This is a genomic window from Allomuricauda sp. d1, assembly GCF_039592695.1.
Lineage (GTDB): Bacteria > Bacteroidota > Bacteroidia > Flavobacteriales > Flavobacteriaceae > Flagellimonas_A.
Window position 1 is genome coordinate 563836 of sequence record NZ_JBBUTK010000002.1, and the last position, 14910, is coordinate 578745.

At 43.8% G+C, this 14910-nt stretch carries 13 protein-coding genes; all 13 read right to left on the reverse strand.

The features are described from left to right. Nucleotides 1-235: 235 nt before the first annotated feature. The gene (locus tag AAAH86_RS09710; protein ID WP_343487391.1) at nt 236-1072 is read right to left on the reverse strand and encodes an RteC domain-containing protein; all 837 of its coding nucleotides are present in this window, start codon (nt 1070-1072) and stop codon (nt 236-238) included. Nucleotides 1073-1347: 275 nt separating this feature from the next. Then, nucleotides 1348-2262, reverse strand: coding sequence for a helix-turn-helix transcriptional regulator (locus tag AAAH86_RS09715; protein ID WP_343487392.1), 915 nt, complete (start codon nt 2260-2262; stop codon nt 1348-1350). A 5-nt stretch (nt 2263-2267) separates the two neighbouring features. Then, complete coding sequence (locus AAAH86_RS09720; protein ID WP_343487393.1) at nt 2268-2756, reverse strand: asparaginase domain-containing protein; 489 nt, start codon at nt 2754-2756, stop codon at nt 2268-2270. 87 nt (nt 2757-2843) lie between these two features. Next, nucleotides 2844-4811, reverse strand: a complete 1968-nt coding sequence (locus tag AAAH86_RS09725) for a heavy metal translocating P-type ATPase (protein ID WP_343487394.1) — start codon at nt 4809-4811, stop codon at nt 2844-2846. After that, on the reverse strand, nt 4808-5182 hold the full coding sequence (locus tag AAAH86_RS09730) for a DUF3703 domain-containing protein (RefSeq protein WP_343487396.1): 375 nt from the start codon (nt 5180-5182) through the stop codon (nt 4808-4810). Before AAAH86_RS09730 ends, AAAH86_RS09725 begins: the two co-directional genes overlap by 4 nt. Nucleotides 5183-5206: 24 nt before the next feature. Further along, complete coding sequence (locus AAAH86_RS09735) at nt 5207-5563, reverse strand: STAS/SEC14 domain-containing protein (protein ID WP_343487397.1); 357 nt, start codon at nt 5561-5563, stop codon at nt 5207-5209. Between the two features lie 57 nt (nt 5564-5620). After that, the gene (locus tag AAAH86_RS09740; protein WP_343487398.1) at nt 5621-6037 is read right to left on the reverse strand and encodes a transcriptional repressor; all 417 of its coding nucleotides are present in this window, start codon (nt 6035-6037) and stop codon (nt 5621-5623) included. Next, the gene (locus tag AAAH86_RS09745; protein WP_343487399.1) at nt 6034-6672 is read right to left on the reverse strand and encodes a cation transporter; all 639 of its coding nucleotides are present in this window, start codon (nt 6670-6672) and stop codon (nt 6034-6036) included. The genes AAAH86_RS09740 and AAAH86_RS09745 overlap by 4 nt, the downstream gene beginning before the upstream one ends. 4 nt (nt 6673-6676) lie before the next feature. Continuing rightward, the gene (locus tag AAAH86_RS09750) at nt 6677-7876 is read right to left on the reverse strand and encodes an efflux RND transporter periplasmic adaptor subunit (RefSeq protein WP_343487400.1); all 1200 of its coding nucleotides are present in this window, start codon (nt 7874-7876) and stop codon (nt 6677-6679) included. Between the two features lies 1 nt (nt 7877). Beyond that, nucleotides 7878-12221, reverse strand: coding sequence for a CusA/CzcA family heavy metal efflux RND transporter (locus AAAH86_RS09755; RefSeq protein WP_343487401.1), 4344 nt, complete (start codon nt 12219-12221; stop codon nt 7878-7880). Between the two features lie 123 nt (nt 12222-12344). Next, complete coding sequence (locus AAAH86_RS09760) at nt 12345-12653, reverse strand: DUF6660 family protein (protein WP_343487402.1); 309 nt, start codon at nt 12651-12653, stop codon at nt 12345-12347. Nucleotides 12654-12697: 44 nt separating this feature from the next. Then, entirely contained in the window at nt 12698-14407 is a 1710-nt protein-coding gene (locus tag AAAH86_RS09765) for an efflux RND transporter periplasmic adaptor subunit (protein WP_343487404.1), read from the reverse strand. A gap of 6 nt (nt 14408-14413) precedes the next feature. Beyond that, nucleotides 14414-14893: a DUF305 domain-containing protein gene (locus AAAH86_RS09770; RefSeq protein ID WP_343487406.1), complete on the reverse strand. Its 480-nt coding sequence runs from the start codon at nt 14891-14893 to the stop codon at nt 14414-14416. Between the last annotated feature and the right edge of the window lie 17 nt (nt 14894-14910).

The window sequence follows — 14910 nt, forward strand, 5'->3', positions numbered from 1 at the left end:
AAATTTGCTATGGATTAATGGATTTTCTTCTCCAGTACGACCGTACTACGGTGAAAATTTAACATCTTTAATTCTGGTATGATTTGGTGCTATTTGACTGTATTGATTCCGAAATTTTCACTCAAAATGAACTGAATTTTATGGGAACGAGGTTAAAAATGAAATCACCGTAGGTTAACCGTACTACGGTTTTTTTTATATTTTGATTTGATGGATAAATGGCTAATAGACACTACTATTTCTCACTTTTATCCATTTCAGAAAGAAGAGAAGTGGTCAGCTCATCAAGGAAAAGGGTTCGGCTTTTTTTCCTGTATTTGATGTCTTGATAGGTTTTGTAAATGTCTTTCGGCTCAACATCGAAAATCTGGCTTAAATAATCTGAAATTTTAACAATACTCAGATTGTTTTTAGCGCCAAGCCCTTTCGCGTGAAGTGCATAAATGAGTTCCACATAGTCTGTATTGCTGAACGGCCAGTGCATTTTTTCATTGTTAGATAAGAAAATCTCATTTCCGTTCAACCCGTTTTTCAATCTGTTTTGCTTGTCCACTAAATATTTGGTCAGGGACTTGTAGGCATTGTATTTGCCGAGCAACATATCCCTTGCCGTACAGAATTCTGGGTCTTGGAAATAGAATTTGGAAAGTGTGATATGATACCCATTGAGATAATCACGAGTGTAATATTCTTTGTCAAAATGCGTCTGCCCTGAATCAATGTATCTTCCGAAGTCCAGATTGTAGAGAAAGAAACGATTGAGTTTGTTGCTTTTCTTTTTGATGGATTTGAGTTGGCTTTTTAAGTCGATTTTCGGAAATTGAATTTCAAACGAATGGATTTCGGAATAATAGATTAACTCAACGAGAGGGACTTGTTTGGTTACTTTAAAAAAATGGATTTCGTCTTGAATGGATTTGAAGCCTTGCGACAGGACTTCTTTTTTAAGCGTGCTTAATGAATCACGGCAGAGCCCAATGGAACGGTGTGCCCTTTCAAGGATGCTCTTATTTTGAAGTTTTATACCATCAAGTTCATTTTTTAGTCGCTGTGTTAATAATTGAAAGTCCATAAGCAGGTGTAATTTGATATGAAACCATAGAAATGGGATTTAGTTGATACGGTTGGTTAGATGATATCATAGTCCTGCAAAATGATATAAATGAATGCCACAGGTCATTTAATTTGTGGTTCATTGGTGTATTTTATGGAACTCTCACTAAAATAATTTTACTTCGTAAACGTACAAGGAAAACTTGCCGTATTTAATTACGGAACGAGCCGTATTTTTCTACGGAAATTTTGTGAGACGTTGAATTTACTTAGGTTGTTTCAGAGGTAATTTGCTCATCTTTTTTTGCGAAATCGCTTTAAAAATTCGCGACGGTTCTTCACGCCAGTCTTTTTGAAGATGTTTGAGGCGTGTTTTGATACGGTGCTTTCGGCAATGAAAAGTTCCTCGGCAATTTTCTTATAACTAAGATTGCTAAGGATGGATAGTGCAACTTCAATTTCCCGTCGGGTTAAATCCTCATAGATTATCTTGCGCTCTACAGATTCTTCGCGCTGTTTTTTCTTCAGGGCAAATACCTCATACATTCGGGTATTGTTTTCAATGAAGTATAAATATCTATCTACCTCAATGGCTGTGATGGCAAAGAAGGCCAAATTCATTACGGTAAAGGTTATCCATTGATAATCACCTATTACGGTGCAGATGGGTAACAGGGCTATACTTGCTACACTCACCATAGATAATTTGTTTCGCCTTAAAATAAACGCATTCGGATTGCTCGGATTTGAAATACGTCTATAGAAAATGATGAGAAATATAAACGCTATTAAGGATATGGGAATAGTAAAAAGAAAGCGAGCCGCATCCAAAGAGTCTGTCAAAAAATAAGGCATCAAAAAAAGAACAACATAGCTGCCACTCGCTAAAAATGCGAGATTTTTAATGGATGAGTTGAATTTCAATACGACGATATCATATTCTTTATAGAGGTAGTAAACGATATATACGCATAATGCAATGGCCACACCATACGTAATGATATATTGAAGGATGAATGGTCCTGGAAAGTTGTCTATGGGTAAAAATCCACCCGTGGCATTGTACGTAATGAAAAGTACGCCGAGATATAAAAACCGTCGAAGGCTACTTCGTGTATTCCTTCTTGAAAAGTAAAAAGTGAGCAATACAATGACCGTATCTATTAAAAGATAGAAGAAAGTTGTCCAATGTATTGATGTGCCGAACATTTACATTACTGGTCATTGCGCTCAAATTTGTTGGTTTCTAAATTCTTTGAAACGTTGTTCCAATTGAAAATCTGTCCGTTCATAGCAATATAAACATCCGGTTTTAGAAGCTGTAATGAGCTCAGTGCATAGCCTAAATTAAATGGTGCATCTGTCTCTGCAGATGAACCTAAAATGAAAGACCCAACCAGTACGATGGTTTTATTCAGGTTGAGTTTTCCGATATATTTTGCGGTATCTTCCATCGTGAAAGTACCGTGAGTTATCAAAATTTTTGTCGCAGCAGATTCCTTAATCTTGCAAACCAACTGCGCTCTGTCCTTATCTGTGATGGCCCTGCTATCCTTTTTGAACACACTTTCGATGGTGTAATCAAAATCAACATTGGCTTTCTCAAGAAAACCTTGAATCGTGACATTTGATTGGGTTACACCTTTTCCGTCCACATAATCCAGTCCTTCAATGGTGCCGCCTGTTGTAAGAATATGTATCATAAAATAGGACTTGTTGTGACCTATAAAGATAGCAGATTTTTAACGGTAAATATTAAATAACATCGCATTAATGACTTGGAAAGAATATCATTTCCACCTCTTTTTTTGTAACCGCACAGCATTAAAAATTGCCAATAATGCCACCCCAACATCAGCAAACACAGCTTCCCACATCGATGCCAAACCACCAGCACCGAGGATAAGAACAATTACCTTCACCCCAAACGCTAATCCGATGTTCTGCCAAACTATCCTTCGGGTGGAACGACCGATTTTGACCGCTCTCGCTATCTTGCTCGGTTGGTCAGTCTGGATGATAACATCCGCCGTTTCGATGGCCACATCGCTACCCAAACCACCCATTGCGATACCTACATCGCTTGCAGCAAGTACGGGCGCATCATTGATACCGTCGCCCATAAAGGCTACAGTCGTATCAGGTTGTTTTTTGAGTTTCTCGACTTCGTTCAGTTTATCTTCCGGTAGCAGACCACCTTTCGCCCAATCGATTTTCAATTCTTCAGACACCTGTTGGGTAATGGAATCCTTGTCGCCCGAGAGCATTATGATTTTAGAGATACCCGCCTCTCGTATCTGATTGATGGCTTGGTGTGCATCTTCCTTCAGTTCATCGGCAATGGTTACATATCCGGCAAACTTTTTATCGATGGCTACCATTACTATGGATTCGACTATAGTATCGGTTTCAGAGGGGACTTCGATGCTATTAGAAACCATCAAAGCTTTATTGCCCACTAATACCTGCTTTCCATTGACCGTACCTTTCAGTCCCTTTCCAGCAACTTCGGAAACTTCGGTTGCTTCAAAATCGGCACCATCGGCCTTATATTCCAGTATCGCTTTTGCAATGGGATGGGTGGATTGTTCTTCCATCGCCATCAGGTATTGCATAAATTCCGCTTCTGCAAAATTGGATTTATTGACCACTTCCTTAATCTTGAAGACCCCTTTGGTAACTGTACCCGTTTTGTCCATTACCACGGTATTTACCTTGGTCATCGCATCGAGAAAGGACGCACCCTTGAACAAAATCCCGTTGCGGGATGCCGCACCTAATCCGCCAAAATAGCCCAAGGGAATGGATATGACCAAGGCACAGGGACAGGAAATTACCAAGAAAATCAGAGCGCGGTAGAGCCAATCCCTAAACACATAATCGTCCACGAAGAAATAGGGCAAAAACGTCAGTCCGATGGCAAGGAAAACCACGATGGGTGTATAAATTCTGGCGAATTTTCTAATGAACAGTTCCGTTTTAGATTTTCGGGCGGTAGCGTTCTGAACCATATCCAAGATTCGCGCGATGGAACTGTCCTTAAATTCTTTGGTAGTCTTTACTTCAATGACCCCATCCAAGTTGATGCTTCCCGCATAGACTTTTTCGCTCTTGGCAATGGTATCGGGTTTGCTTTCACCGGTAATGGCAGCCGTGTTCAGCGATGCTTTTTCTGAAAGTAAAATGCCGTCCAAAGGAATTTTTTCGCCTACGCGAACCTGAATTCTTTCACCAATCTCGACCGTTTCGGGATTGACCGAAACAAAATCCTCATTTCTATAAACCAATGCTTCATCGGGTCGCGCATCCAAAAGTGCCTTTATATTTCCCTTTGCCCGATTTACCGCAGCATTCTGGAAGAGTTCGCCCACAGCATAAAATAGCATTACGGCCACACCCTCGGGATATTCGCCTATGGCGAATGCCCCCAAGGTGGCAATGGACATCAGTAAAAATTCCGTAAAGAAATCGCCTTTTTTGATGCTGTTCCAACCTTCCTTAATAACAGGAAACCCAACGGGAATGTAAGCTACAGTGTACCAAATAATCCGCACCCAGCCCCTGAAGAATGGGAACGTATCGAAATAATCTATGGCAATGCCCGTAATCAGCATTAAAAAGCTGAAAATGGCGGGCAAGTAGGTCTTAAAATTGGATACCTCTGCGGCACTGCTATGGTTATGGCCGTCATCGTGACTGTGCTCACCTTGATGTTCTTTCGGGTCTAAATCCCGTAAGTTTACTTTTTTCTTTTTCATTGCGTTTTTCGGTATTTATTTAAAATTTTGGCTATGTCTTCGGGCATTTCCATTCTTTTCAAAGGTGGTACGTTACTACCACCCGTATTTCCGATAGGTACGTGGTCGATAAGTGATTTCCAACCACCAACCAAAAGTCGCAACACCTGACCCAGAACTTCTTTTGTGTTTCGCTGGCGTAACCCGAATTTTAACATTAACCAATGGGTATAGGTATGTTCCAACGGGTAGGATTGACCGAGAATATGGGAACGTTCAAGGTGATGCCAAGCTTGGGATGAATTTCCACTATGTAATGAAGAACGATATAGGTTCAGTTCATTCAAATAGAATAGCTTTAGACCTTCCGGTATCGTGGTATTGAGTTTCATAATCATTAGTTTTTACTTAGAGTTTTAAGATTCAATCCAAGCCATTGCCTTTTCCTTGTTTTTCATTTCAAAATATTTGGCTTCACTTCCGGTAAAAAAATCGGTTGCCTTGGCCGCCCATTCCTGCCATTTTTTATTCCCGACGAATGCTATTTTCCCGTAATCGTTGATATGGGCTGCATCGGTCTTGATGTCTTCCCAAAATCCCTTGAGCGTATAGCCTTCAAAATCTTCCATTTCAAAGTAGAAGTCCACTTTGTGACCTTTATCGATGATTTGATGGATACGCTGGTGGATGGTCTTTAAGTTGGCTTCATCCAATTTTCCCGATAGCCTTGCGGCTATCAGATTTTCTTTTGTTGTATCTATAAACTGTACCATAATTTTTGACTTTTCAGCTTTCAATATAAGGCTTCGACCCGTGCAACGGAAGTGCATTTATTGTCCGCTGCACTTGTCGCAAATGCCCTTTAATACCAAATTGGCATCCTCTGCCACAAAGCCTTCGGGCAGGTTGATATGCGGAATCTTATGTTCGGTCAAACAAACGGTCTCATCGCAGTTGTTGCAATGGAAATGCAGGTGCAAATCTTGTTCAAGCTCACAATTGCAACCAGGTTCGCATAAGGCATATTTATGAACACCGGTTCCGTCGTCTATTTGATGAACCACGCCCTTTTGTTCAAAAGTTTTTAGGGTTCTGAAAAGGGTAGTTCGGTCCGCTTTCGCGAAAGCCGTCTCAATATCGGTCAGCGAGGTGGCCACGTCCTTTTCTGCAAGATATTTGTAGATAAGTATTCGCATCGCCGTGGGGCGAACGCCATTGTCATTCAATCTTTTTTCTATTTCTTTCATTTTTTGTCGAGTGTTTTTCTAATATTTTTCGCTTTGGTAAAGGCTTCCCAGCCTTCTTTTCCTGCATAGGGAACTATCAATAAAGCTGCAACAGGGTCTGCCCACCACCAACCCAGCCATTTTACGAGCAACAGCCCAATGAGTACGACCACGGTTTGGTAGAGGCATATAAATGTGTCCTTGGCATCGGCCAATAGTGCGGGACTGTCGAGCTTATGTCCATATTTTCGTTTGTAGTAAATCAAAATAGGGTTCACTATGAGCGATACTGCCAGAATCACTATCCCGACCGTTGACCACGAAGCCGTTTCTTGACTGATAAGTTTTGAAATGGAATCATAGGAAATGAACAGGCAGATAAGCGCAAAAGATATAGCTATGACATAGAGCGTTATCATTTTACGTTTTTCTACGCGTCTTTCATCAATTCCCTTGATTTCACCGTGCAATCGCCAGCCCAATGTTCCTGCGCTTATGACCTCGATGGTACTGTCAAGTCCCCAACCAATTAATGCCGAACTGTTCGCTGTGAATCCTGCAACAAGTGAGACGACCACTTCGATTACGTCATAAATGACGTTCCAGATTTGAAGTGTCCTCGCTGTTTTTAAGTCTTGTTTTCTTGTCGCTTCCATATCCTTAATGACTGTGTTCCGCTTCGCCCTTTTTTAGTTCCGCCATTAGATAGTAAGCGTTGTTGACGGCATACTGCGTATTCGGTTCTTGTTCGCTCAAAAGATCAATGGCAATCCAATTGCCATCGTGGGTGCCTTTGGTGACTTCAATGGGTTTGAACGACCAATCATTACCTTCCTTTTCGGCCGAGAATACAAAAAATCTCTCGCCATCGGCTGCTATGGCAGCTTCGGGCATCGCCTTAGTTTGTGTATTTTCCGTTTGGATGCGCCCCTGTATGTACATCCCGGGAATCAGGTTACCTTCCTTGTTCTCGATTTCGGCGTGTACGTGAATCGCCTTCGGGTTTTGTTCAAAGGTCTTTCCTACGGAATAGATTTCGGCAATCAGTTCCTTTCCGGGAATGGACTGTACATTGAATACCACTTTTTGGCCTTCCTTCACCTTATGGACATCCTTTTCAAAAACCATCAAATCTGCGTGTACGTGGTGGGTATCCACAATTTCCATTAAGTCCGTCTGCGGATCCACGTATTGGCCAGTTTTTATGGTAACTTTTTCCACGAACCCTTCGATGGGACTTCTAAGTGCCACCCGCTGATATATAGTTCCGTTCCGCACGCCAGATGCGCTAATGCTCAATTGTTGCAGTTGCGCTTCGAGACCGTTGACCCTGCTTCGGGATGCCTGGTATTCTGCTTCGGCCTTTTGAAAGTTGGCACCGCTGCCCACGCCTGCATCATACAATGTTTTTTGCCGCTCGTAATCCTTTTTTAGAAACTGGCTGTTGCTGAACGCATCGAGATAATCGGTCTGTTTTTCGATGATATTGGGATGAGATAGGTAGGCAACCGTTTGACCCTTGTTGACCTTATCGCCCTCAATGACCTCGATGGAAACCACGTTGGCACCCACTACCGTTGTGACGGTGGCCTCGTTCTGTGGCGGGACTTCCAACTGTCCGTTGGCTTCCACGTACCCGTTCATATTCCGCATTTTCAGGGTATCGATTTCCATTTGCAGGGCATCGAACTGTTTGGCCGTGAGCATTACTTCCTCGGCTTCGCCCTCGGAATGTTCTTTTTCCGTTTCCACATTGGCTTTGTTGTTCTCTACGGATTCTTTTTTGGAATCGCCACAAGCGGCCAACACCAAAAGCATCGCCAACAAACCAATAGCTGTATATGTTGATAGATTTTTCATTTTATTGCTTGAAATATTGTAGTTCGAAAACTGATTTTAGATAATTGTCGAGTGCGTCCAGCGCATCCATTTCCGTCTGTATGGCATCCCTAATAATTTGGGTAAAGGCTGAATAATCCACAGCACCTTCCTTATAGGCCAACAATGCGCCTTGTCGCTGTTCCTCGGCAAGTGGTAAGGCCTTGTCCTTATAGAATTGCCAGGATGCTTCCCATTTTAGATAGGCTTGCAACGCCTGTTGGTATTCCGATTGCAATTGCCGTTTTACAAAGGCTGCATTGGTCTCGGCAATTTCGCTTTGGATTTTGGCTGCCTTGGCCTGACTGCGTTCCGTGCCAGAGAACAGCGGAAGGGATATTCCTGCCTGATAGGTATAGAACCCGCTACTGCCGTTCACCTGTTGCAGTCCGCCCTGAAGGTTGAGATTGGGCAATAAATCGGAACGTTCAGCTTGGTAGCTGGCTTGGGCTTCCTCAATCTGCTTTCGCGAAAGTTCCAGTTCTGGATGGCTTTCTATAGTTGATGGAATTCCCAGTACTGCCACTTCATTTTCATCAAGGGTATCGGGAACGGTATAGAACGTGTCGGAAACCAACCACAGATTGAGCTTCTGTAGGGCAATGGCATAATCGCTTTCGGCCTGTTGCAGTTTATTGGTGATTTGTAAGGCCTGATTGGTTGCCGATGAATATTCCAAACGTGAAATGGCCTCTACCTCGTAATTCAGTTCAATGGCTTTTTCAAATTGGGAATAGATGGAATCCAGTTCACGGTAGAGTTCAAATTTCTGCCGTTGCTGATAGGCCTCTGACCACGCTTTTTTGACTTCCTGTTCGACTTGAAGTACTGAAAGGTTAAGAGCACTTTCCGCCAAGGCGATACGCTGTTTTTGCAACCGTTTCTTCGCACCGATACCGAACAGGTTGATGTTCTGTTGGCCAACGCCTACAATGGTATAGATGCCCTGACCGTCCGAAACTTCCTCACCGCCTGTAAACACTTGGGTATTCCCTAAATCATAGGCCGTGCCTTTCAGGGCGTACTGCTTTTGGATTTCCAGTTGTTTTGTTTTTAAGAGCGGATAGTTTTCCTTGGAAATTTCTACCGCCTGTTCCAATGAAACAACAGGCAGCGTATCGTTCAGACGAACTTGCTGCGCTTCTACTTCTGCGAAAGCAAAAAAGAAACATACCACTACAGAAGCGGTTACCATTTTTGGATTGACCTTTACTTTACGTTCCGAGCGTTTTTCTACCCATTGATAGAAAATGGGAAGAATAAAAAGGGTCAACAAGGTGGATGTAATCAATCCACCAATAACGACGGTCGCCAACGGTCGCTGAACTTCCGCCCCTGCGGATGCGGAAATCGCCATTGGTAGAAACCCAAGGATATCGGTGAAAGCCGTGAGCATTATAGGGCGCACCCGTCGTTTGGTGCCCTCGATGATACGTTCTTTCAAATCGGTCACACCTTCCTCTTTCAGTTCGTTGAGTCCGCTTATCATTACCAAACCGTTCAATACGGCTACCCCAAATAAAACAATGAAACCGACCCCTGCTGAAATACTAAACGGCATATCCCTGAGCCAAAGGGCAAACACACCACCTATGGTCGCCATCGGGATGGCCAGATAGATCATCAGGGTCTGTGGAAAGGATTTTAAGGCAAAATATATCAGGATGAATATGAGCAACAGCGCAATGGGAACCACGGTCTGCAATCGGTCGCTGGCCCGTTCCAGATTTTCGAATGCACCACCATAGCGTATGTAGTAGCCTGCGGGCAACTCAAACTGCGCATCCAGTCTTGCCTGAATGTCCTCGACAACCGACTTTACGTCCCTGTCACGGATGTTGATGCCCACATACGTTCTACGGTTGGTGTTGTCACGGCTTATCTGCATCGGTCCGGGTTCATAGCTTACTTCGGCGATTTCCCGTAAGGGTATCTGGGAACCGTTGGGCAGATTGATGAAGAGGTTTTGAACATCTTCGATATCCTGGCGGTTTTCTTTTTGCAACCGAACTACCAAATCGAATCGCTTTTCGCCCTCGAAAATCACACCTGCCTTACCGCCTGCAAATGCGGCCTGCACCACATTGTTAAGCTGGTCGATTTCCAGGCCGTACTGTGCCACTTTGTTTCGGTTGTAATCAATGGTAATTTGCGGCAGTCCATCGGTGGCCTCGACTTTCATATCGGCAACACCGGGAACGGTCGCAATGATTTTGCCCATTTCTTCGGCCTTGCTTGCAAGCACGTCCAAATCCTCACCGAACAACTTGATGGCCACATCTTCACGAACGCCCGTGAGCAGTTCGTTAAAGCGCATTTCGATAGGTTGGGTAAACTCAAAATTGACACCAGGAACAATACTAATGGCATCTTTCATCTTTTCGACCAGTTCATCTTTACTTTCCGCAGATACCCATTCATCGGTCGGCTTGAGGATGACAAAGACATCGGCAATATCCATCGGCATAGGGTCAGTGGGCACATCGGCCACACCGATACGGCTCAGGACGGTTTCCACTTCTGGAAATTCAGCCTTGACGATGCGTTCTATTTTGGTGGTCGTCTCAATGGTTTCCGAGAGCGAACTTCCCGGTTTCAAAATGGCGTGGAAGGCAATGTCGCCCTCGTCCAATTGTGGAATGAACTCGCCGCCCATTCTGGTAAAGACAAATATGGTCACCGCAAAAAGGGCAAGTGCAATACCGACGACTATTTTTCCCTTTGAAAGTGCCTTCGTAAGCAAGGGTTCGTATTTTCTTTCTATCCAATGCACGAACCTATCGCCATAAGACTTCTTCTCGGTTTTCGGTGGTCGTAGGAACAGGGCGGATACCATCGGCACATAGGTCAGGCAGAGCAGCATCGCACCAATCATTGCAAAGATGAACGTGAGTGCCATAGGCTGGAACATCTTGCCCTCGACACCTTCCAACGCCAATATGGGAAGGAATACTATAAGGATGATAAGTTGACCGAAAAAGGCTGCGTTCATCATTTTTTTGGAAGCCTTGGCTGCGATTTCATCTCGTTTTTCCGAACTGACCGCCTTCTTTTTGACCACGTAGGAATACATTAGGAACACCGTGGCTTCCACAATGATTACCGCGCCGTCCACAATGATACCGAAATCGATGGCCCCCAAACTCATCAGGTTGGCCCAAACGTCAAAGACGTTCATCAGGATAAAGGCAAACAACAGCGATAGGGGAATGGTCGAAGCCACAATCAGCCCACCACGCCAGTTCCCTAAAAGTAGTACCAGTACGAAGATGACAATAAGGCCGCCTTCCAAAAGGTTTGTGGTCACCGTTCCCGTGGTTTCGGCAATCAGTTCGCTACGGTCAAGAAACGGTTTGATGACCACGCCTTTAGGCAAGGATTGCTGAATCTGTTCCATTCGCTGGGTCACGTTTTCGATGACCTCGTTGGAATTCGCCCCTTTCAGCATCAGTATCATCCCACCAACGGCCTCGCCCTTACCATCTTTGGTCAATGCACCGTAGCGCACCGCACTTCCGATGCGAACGTTACCCACATCCTTGATTTTAATGGGAATACCCTCAACGGTCTTGACGACCATATTTTCGATGTCCGAAACATTTCTGGCAAGACCTTCGCCACGAATGAAATTGGCCTGATGGTTACGTTCAATATAGGCACCACCCGTATTCTGGTTGTTGCTTTCAAGGGTCTGGAAGACTTCCGAAATCGTGACGCCTATTGCTCGCAGCTCGTCAGTGTCAACGGACACTTCATATTGTTTTTTGTTCCCACCAAAGGCGTTTACTTCCACAACACCGGGAACCATTGCCATCTGTCTGCGTACAATCCAATCCTGAATCGTTCGCAGTTCGGTTGCCGAGTAGTCGTCTTGATATCCTTTTTCAACTTCAAGCGTGTACTGATAGATTTCGCCCAACCCCGTTGAGATTGGCCCGATAGACGGTTGGCCAAAACCTTCGGGAATCTGTTCGCGTACTTCGGTCAGTTTTTCGGAAACGAGCTGTCGGGGCAAATAGGTTCCCATATCATCATCGAAAACCACGGTTACCACAGAGAGTCCGAAACGAGATACCGAGCGGATTTCCTTAACGTCCGGTAAGTTGCTCATCGCCACTTCCACGGGATAGGTCACGAACTGCTCTATATCCTCTGTACCCAAATTGGGCGATTGCGTGATGACCTGCACCTGATTATTCGTAATATCCGGCACAGCATCAATGGGAACCTGGGTCATACTGTAGATACCGGCACCGATAAGTGCCAATGTGAGCAGACCGATAATAAATTTGTTATTGATTGAAAAATCAATGATTCTGTTAATCATAAAAGAATGGTATTAATTCAGTTTAAATATTGAGGTGCGTTCGCAAGCAAGCGCAAACATACCTTTGAAGTTTTCAAAGGTTGATAACTTCAAAACCGGATATAGTTATCCTGTAAAGCTGAATTAAACCTGCGGGGGCTGAAAGAGAGAGAAAGTAATATCCTTGCCTATACTGTCGAAGTGGGCAAAATTATCCTGAGGAATGGTCGCTTGAAGAAGCTGGAATTTTGCAATGCCAAAGTGTATCGTGTGAACGTGACAGCAGTGGCATTGGCAAAACGGCGAGCAAAGTTCACAATCGTCACCGTGGTCGCCATCAAAATCGACTACCGAAACAGTTTGAACATCATCGGAAACATTTCCCGTATCGCTACAAGGCACTATATTGAGTGCCAAGAAGTAAATCGATAATATGATTGCCAAAACTTTCACGATGCAAAGATAACAGAATTTGTGTGCAACTGGGTTGCAAAGTCCTATTTCAACGAATCAATAACACTTCCACACGTTAACATCGCATCACCGTAATAAGGATTACGGATTTCTTCTTCGGTGCTTAACCAAACCGCCCCTTTATTGTCATTTGCCATTGGGCACTTTTGAACGTATAGAGTATCATCGACATCTTCAAGGTTCATTGCAATGGCAACCAGATTTTCATTGAGAATAATGAAATGGCTGCGTTGGTTTTCCAAATCGGAATTGCTTGCTATGGCATCCAGCATTTCTATACTTTTGGATAGATGGGATTTAAGCATCTTGTCCAAGTCCGTTTGAGTTATTGCCTTCATTTCTTCAGAGGTTGCTTTCGCGAAAGCGGAAACTTTTTCAGCATCACTGGCCACCAAAGCATCTTTGAGTTTAAGGTATGACGGCAAAGCCTTCATAAACTGTTCTTGAAAAGAAGTTGAAAGTGACATTTCCATCGCCATCATTTCTTTCTCTTCTTCAGTACTTTGATTCATCATCGATTTCTTGCCCTGTAATTGGGCAGCGGCATCCACGGTAAAGGTGCCATTGGTCACAATCTCATCACCATTTTCTAAACCGGATGTAACCAAAAACATATCGCCATTGCGATTGCCGAGGGTTACTTCCCGCATTTCAAAAACAGGCTCGTTGGGATTGGTCTTAATGTACACCAAAGACCGTTGACCCGTCCACATCACAGCACTTGCGGGTATGGTCAGGTTTGATTCCGTATTTGCCGTTGTTCCTTCTACTTTACCCGTAACGAACATTCCCGGCTTTAGCAATCCATCGCTGTTTTTGAGATTGGCCCTCACCGTTACGGTTCGCGTTTGGGTATTGAGTATAGGGTCTATGAATGAAATTGTTGCATCAAATTCCTTATTCGGATAGGCATTGGTCGTTACCTTTATTTTTTGTCCTTTTTTAAAATCTGAAATCTGGTTTTCATAGGCATCAAATTCTGCCCATACGCTGTTCAGGTTACTGACTTTTACAATAGGCTGCCCCTGTTTTACATAGTCGCCTTCGGCAGCCATTTTTTCTGAAACCGTGCCCGATACAGTCGCGTAAATCGGGAAGTTTTCTTTGACTTTTCCTGATTCCTCAATACTATTAATTTGGGATTCCGAAAGTTTCCAAAGTTTCAGTTTGTTGCGTACGGCATTGTATAGCGAGGGTTGCGATTCTTTGAGCGATGCCGCTGTAATCAATTCTTGCTGTGCCGCGATAAGACTGGGCGCATAGATTGTGGCCAACAACTGTCCTTTTTGTACTTCCTGACCTTCAAAGTTGATGTTGAGGCGTTCAATCCTACCATCGAAATAACTGGCCTGGACTGCATTTTCTTCTTCGTTCATTTTGATTTTGCCCGAAAGGGATATCGTATTCTCATCATTTGCAGAAGCATTGCCCACGATGGATGTCTGGATGTCCGCCAATGCCATCGCATTTTTGGTCATCTTTATTTCGCTCATTGCCAGTCCATCGGCACCCGATTCCGCAGGAATCAAATCCATTCCGCAAATGGGACAATCACCCGGTTCGGGTTGCATAATCTGGGGGTGCATTGAGCAGGTCCACATTTGACCTTCCGCTTCTGCGGAATGGTCGTGCTTATCTGTCATAGATTCTTCTGACGAGCCACCGAAAATGAGCCAACCACCAAGCAGTCCCACAAGGACCGCAATGGCGATGTATATCATATTCTTTTTCATAGGTTATTATTTTTCGTTCTGTAATCGTTCAATCATTTCTTTCATTTCGGCAATTTCCCTGCGCTGTGCCTTAATGATTTCTTCTGCCAGTTTCTTCACCTCTGGGTCTTTGATGTCCGCACGTTCACTGGTCAAGATGGCAATGGAATGGTGTGGTATCATCGCTTTCATCCATAGTACGTCGCCGACGGTGGATTTTTGGTCCCGAACCAAAAACAATGCCCCCAAAAACAAGACCAAACTACCTAACAAGATGGCTATGTTCTTTTTTTTATCGGTGTACATTTTGCGCATAAAGAACCACATAATGACTGCCATTGCTGCTATGCCCAGACAGACCATATAGAAGCGCGTAAGGCTGAACCATACGTGGTCCCATTCATAGGTGTTGAGATACATCGTAATGTACATTGCCACGAATGAGCAAGCCAGCATCATAAAAAATGTTCTGTATTTTCCTTTGTTTGAGTGATTTGAATGTTCCATTGTTTTTGAATTTTTGG

What these genes read in the sequence shown, in the direction of transcription:
- AAAH86_RS09735 (WP_343487397.1), bottom strand. Translation starts at nt 5,563, where the DNA reads ATGGTACAGTTTATAGATACAACAAAAGAAAATCTGATAGCCGCAAGG.
- AAAH86_RS09740 (WP_343487398.1), bottom strand. Translation starts at nt 6,037, where the DNA reads ATGAAAGAAATAGAAAAAAGATTGAATGACAATGGCGTTCGCCCCACG.
- AAAH86_RS09745 (WP_343487399.1), bottom strand. Translation starts at nt 6,672, where the DNA reads ATGGAAGCGACAAGAAAACAAGACTTAAAAACAGCGAGGACACTTCAA.
- AAAH86_RS09725 (WP_343487394.1), bottom strand. Translation starts at nt 4,811, where the DNA reads ATGAAAAAGAAAAAAGTAAACTTACGGGATTTAGACCCGAAAGAACAT.
- AAAH86_RS09750 (WP_343487400.1), bottom strand. Translation starts at nt 7,876, where the DNA reads ATGAAAAATCTATCAACATATACAGCTATTGGTTTGTTGGCGATGCTT.
- AAAH86_RS09765 (WP_343487404.1), bottom strand. Translation starts at nt 14,407, where the DNA reads ATGAAAAAGAATATGATATACATCGCCATTGCGGTCCTTGTGGGACTG.
- AAAH86_RS09770 (WP_343487406.1), bottom strand. Translation starts at nt 14,893, where the DNA reads ATGGAACATTCAAATCACTCAAACAAAGGAAAATACAGAACATTTTTT.
- AAAH86_RS09715 (WP_343487392.1), bottom strand. Translation starts at nt 2,262, where the DNA reads ATGTTCGGCACATCAATACATTGGACAACTTTCTTCTATCTTTTAATA.
- AAAH86_RS09730 (WP_343487396.1), bottom strand. Translation starts at nt 5,182, where the DNA reads ATGAAACTCAATACCACGATACCGGAAGGTCTAAAGCTATTCTATTTG.
- AAAH86_RS09720 (WP_343487393.1), bottom strand. Translation starts at nt 2,756, where the DNA reads ATGATACATATTCTTACAACAGGCGGCACCATTGAAGGACTGGATTAT.
- AAAH86_RS09710 (WP_343487391.1), bottom strand. Translation starts at nt 1,072, where the DNA reads ATGGACTTTCAATTATTAACACAGCGACTAAAAAATGAACTTGATGGT.
- AAAH86_RS09755 (WP_343487401.1), bottom strand. Translation starts at nt 12,221, where the DNA reads ATGATTAACAGAATCATTGATTTTTCAATCAATAACAAATTTATTATC.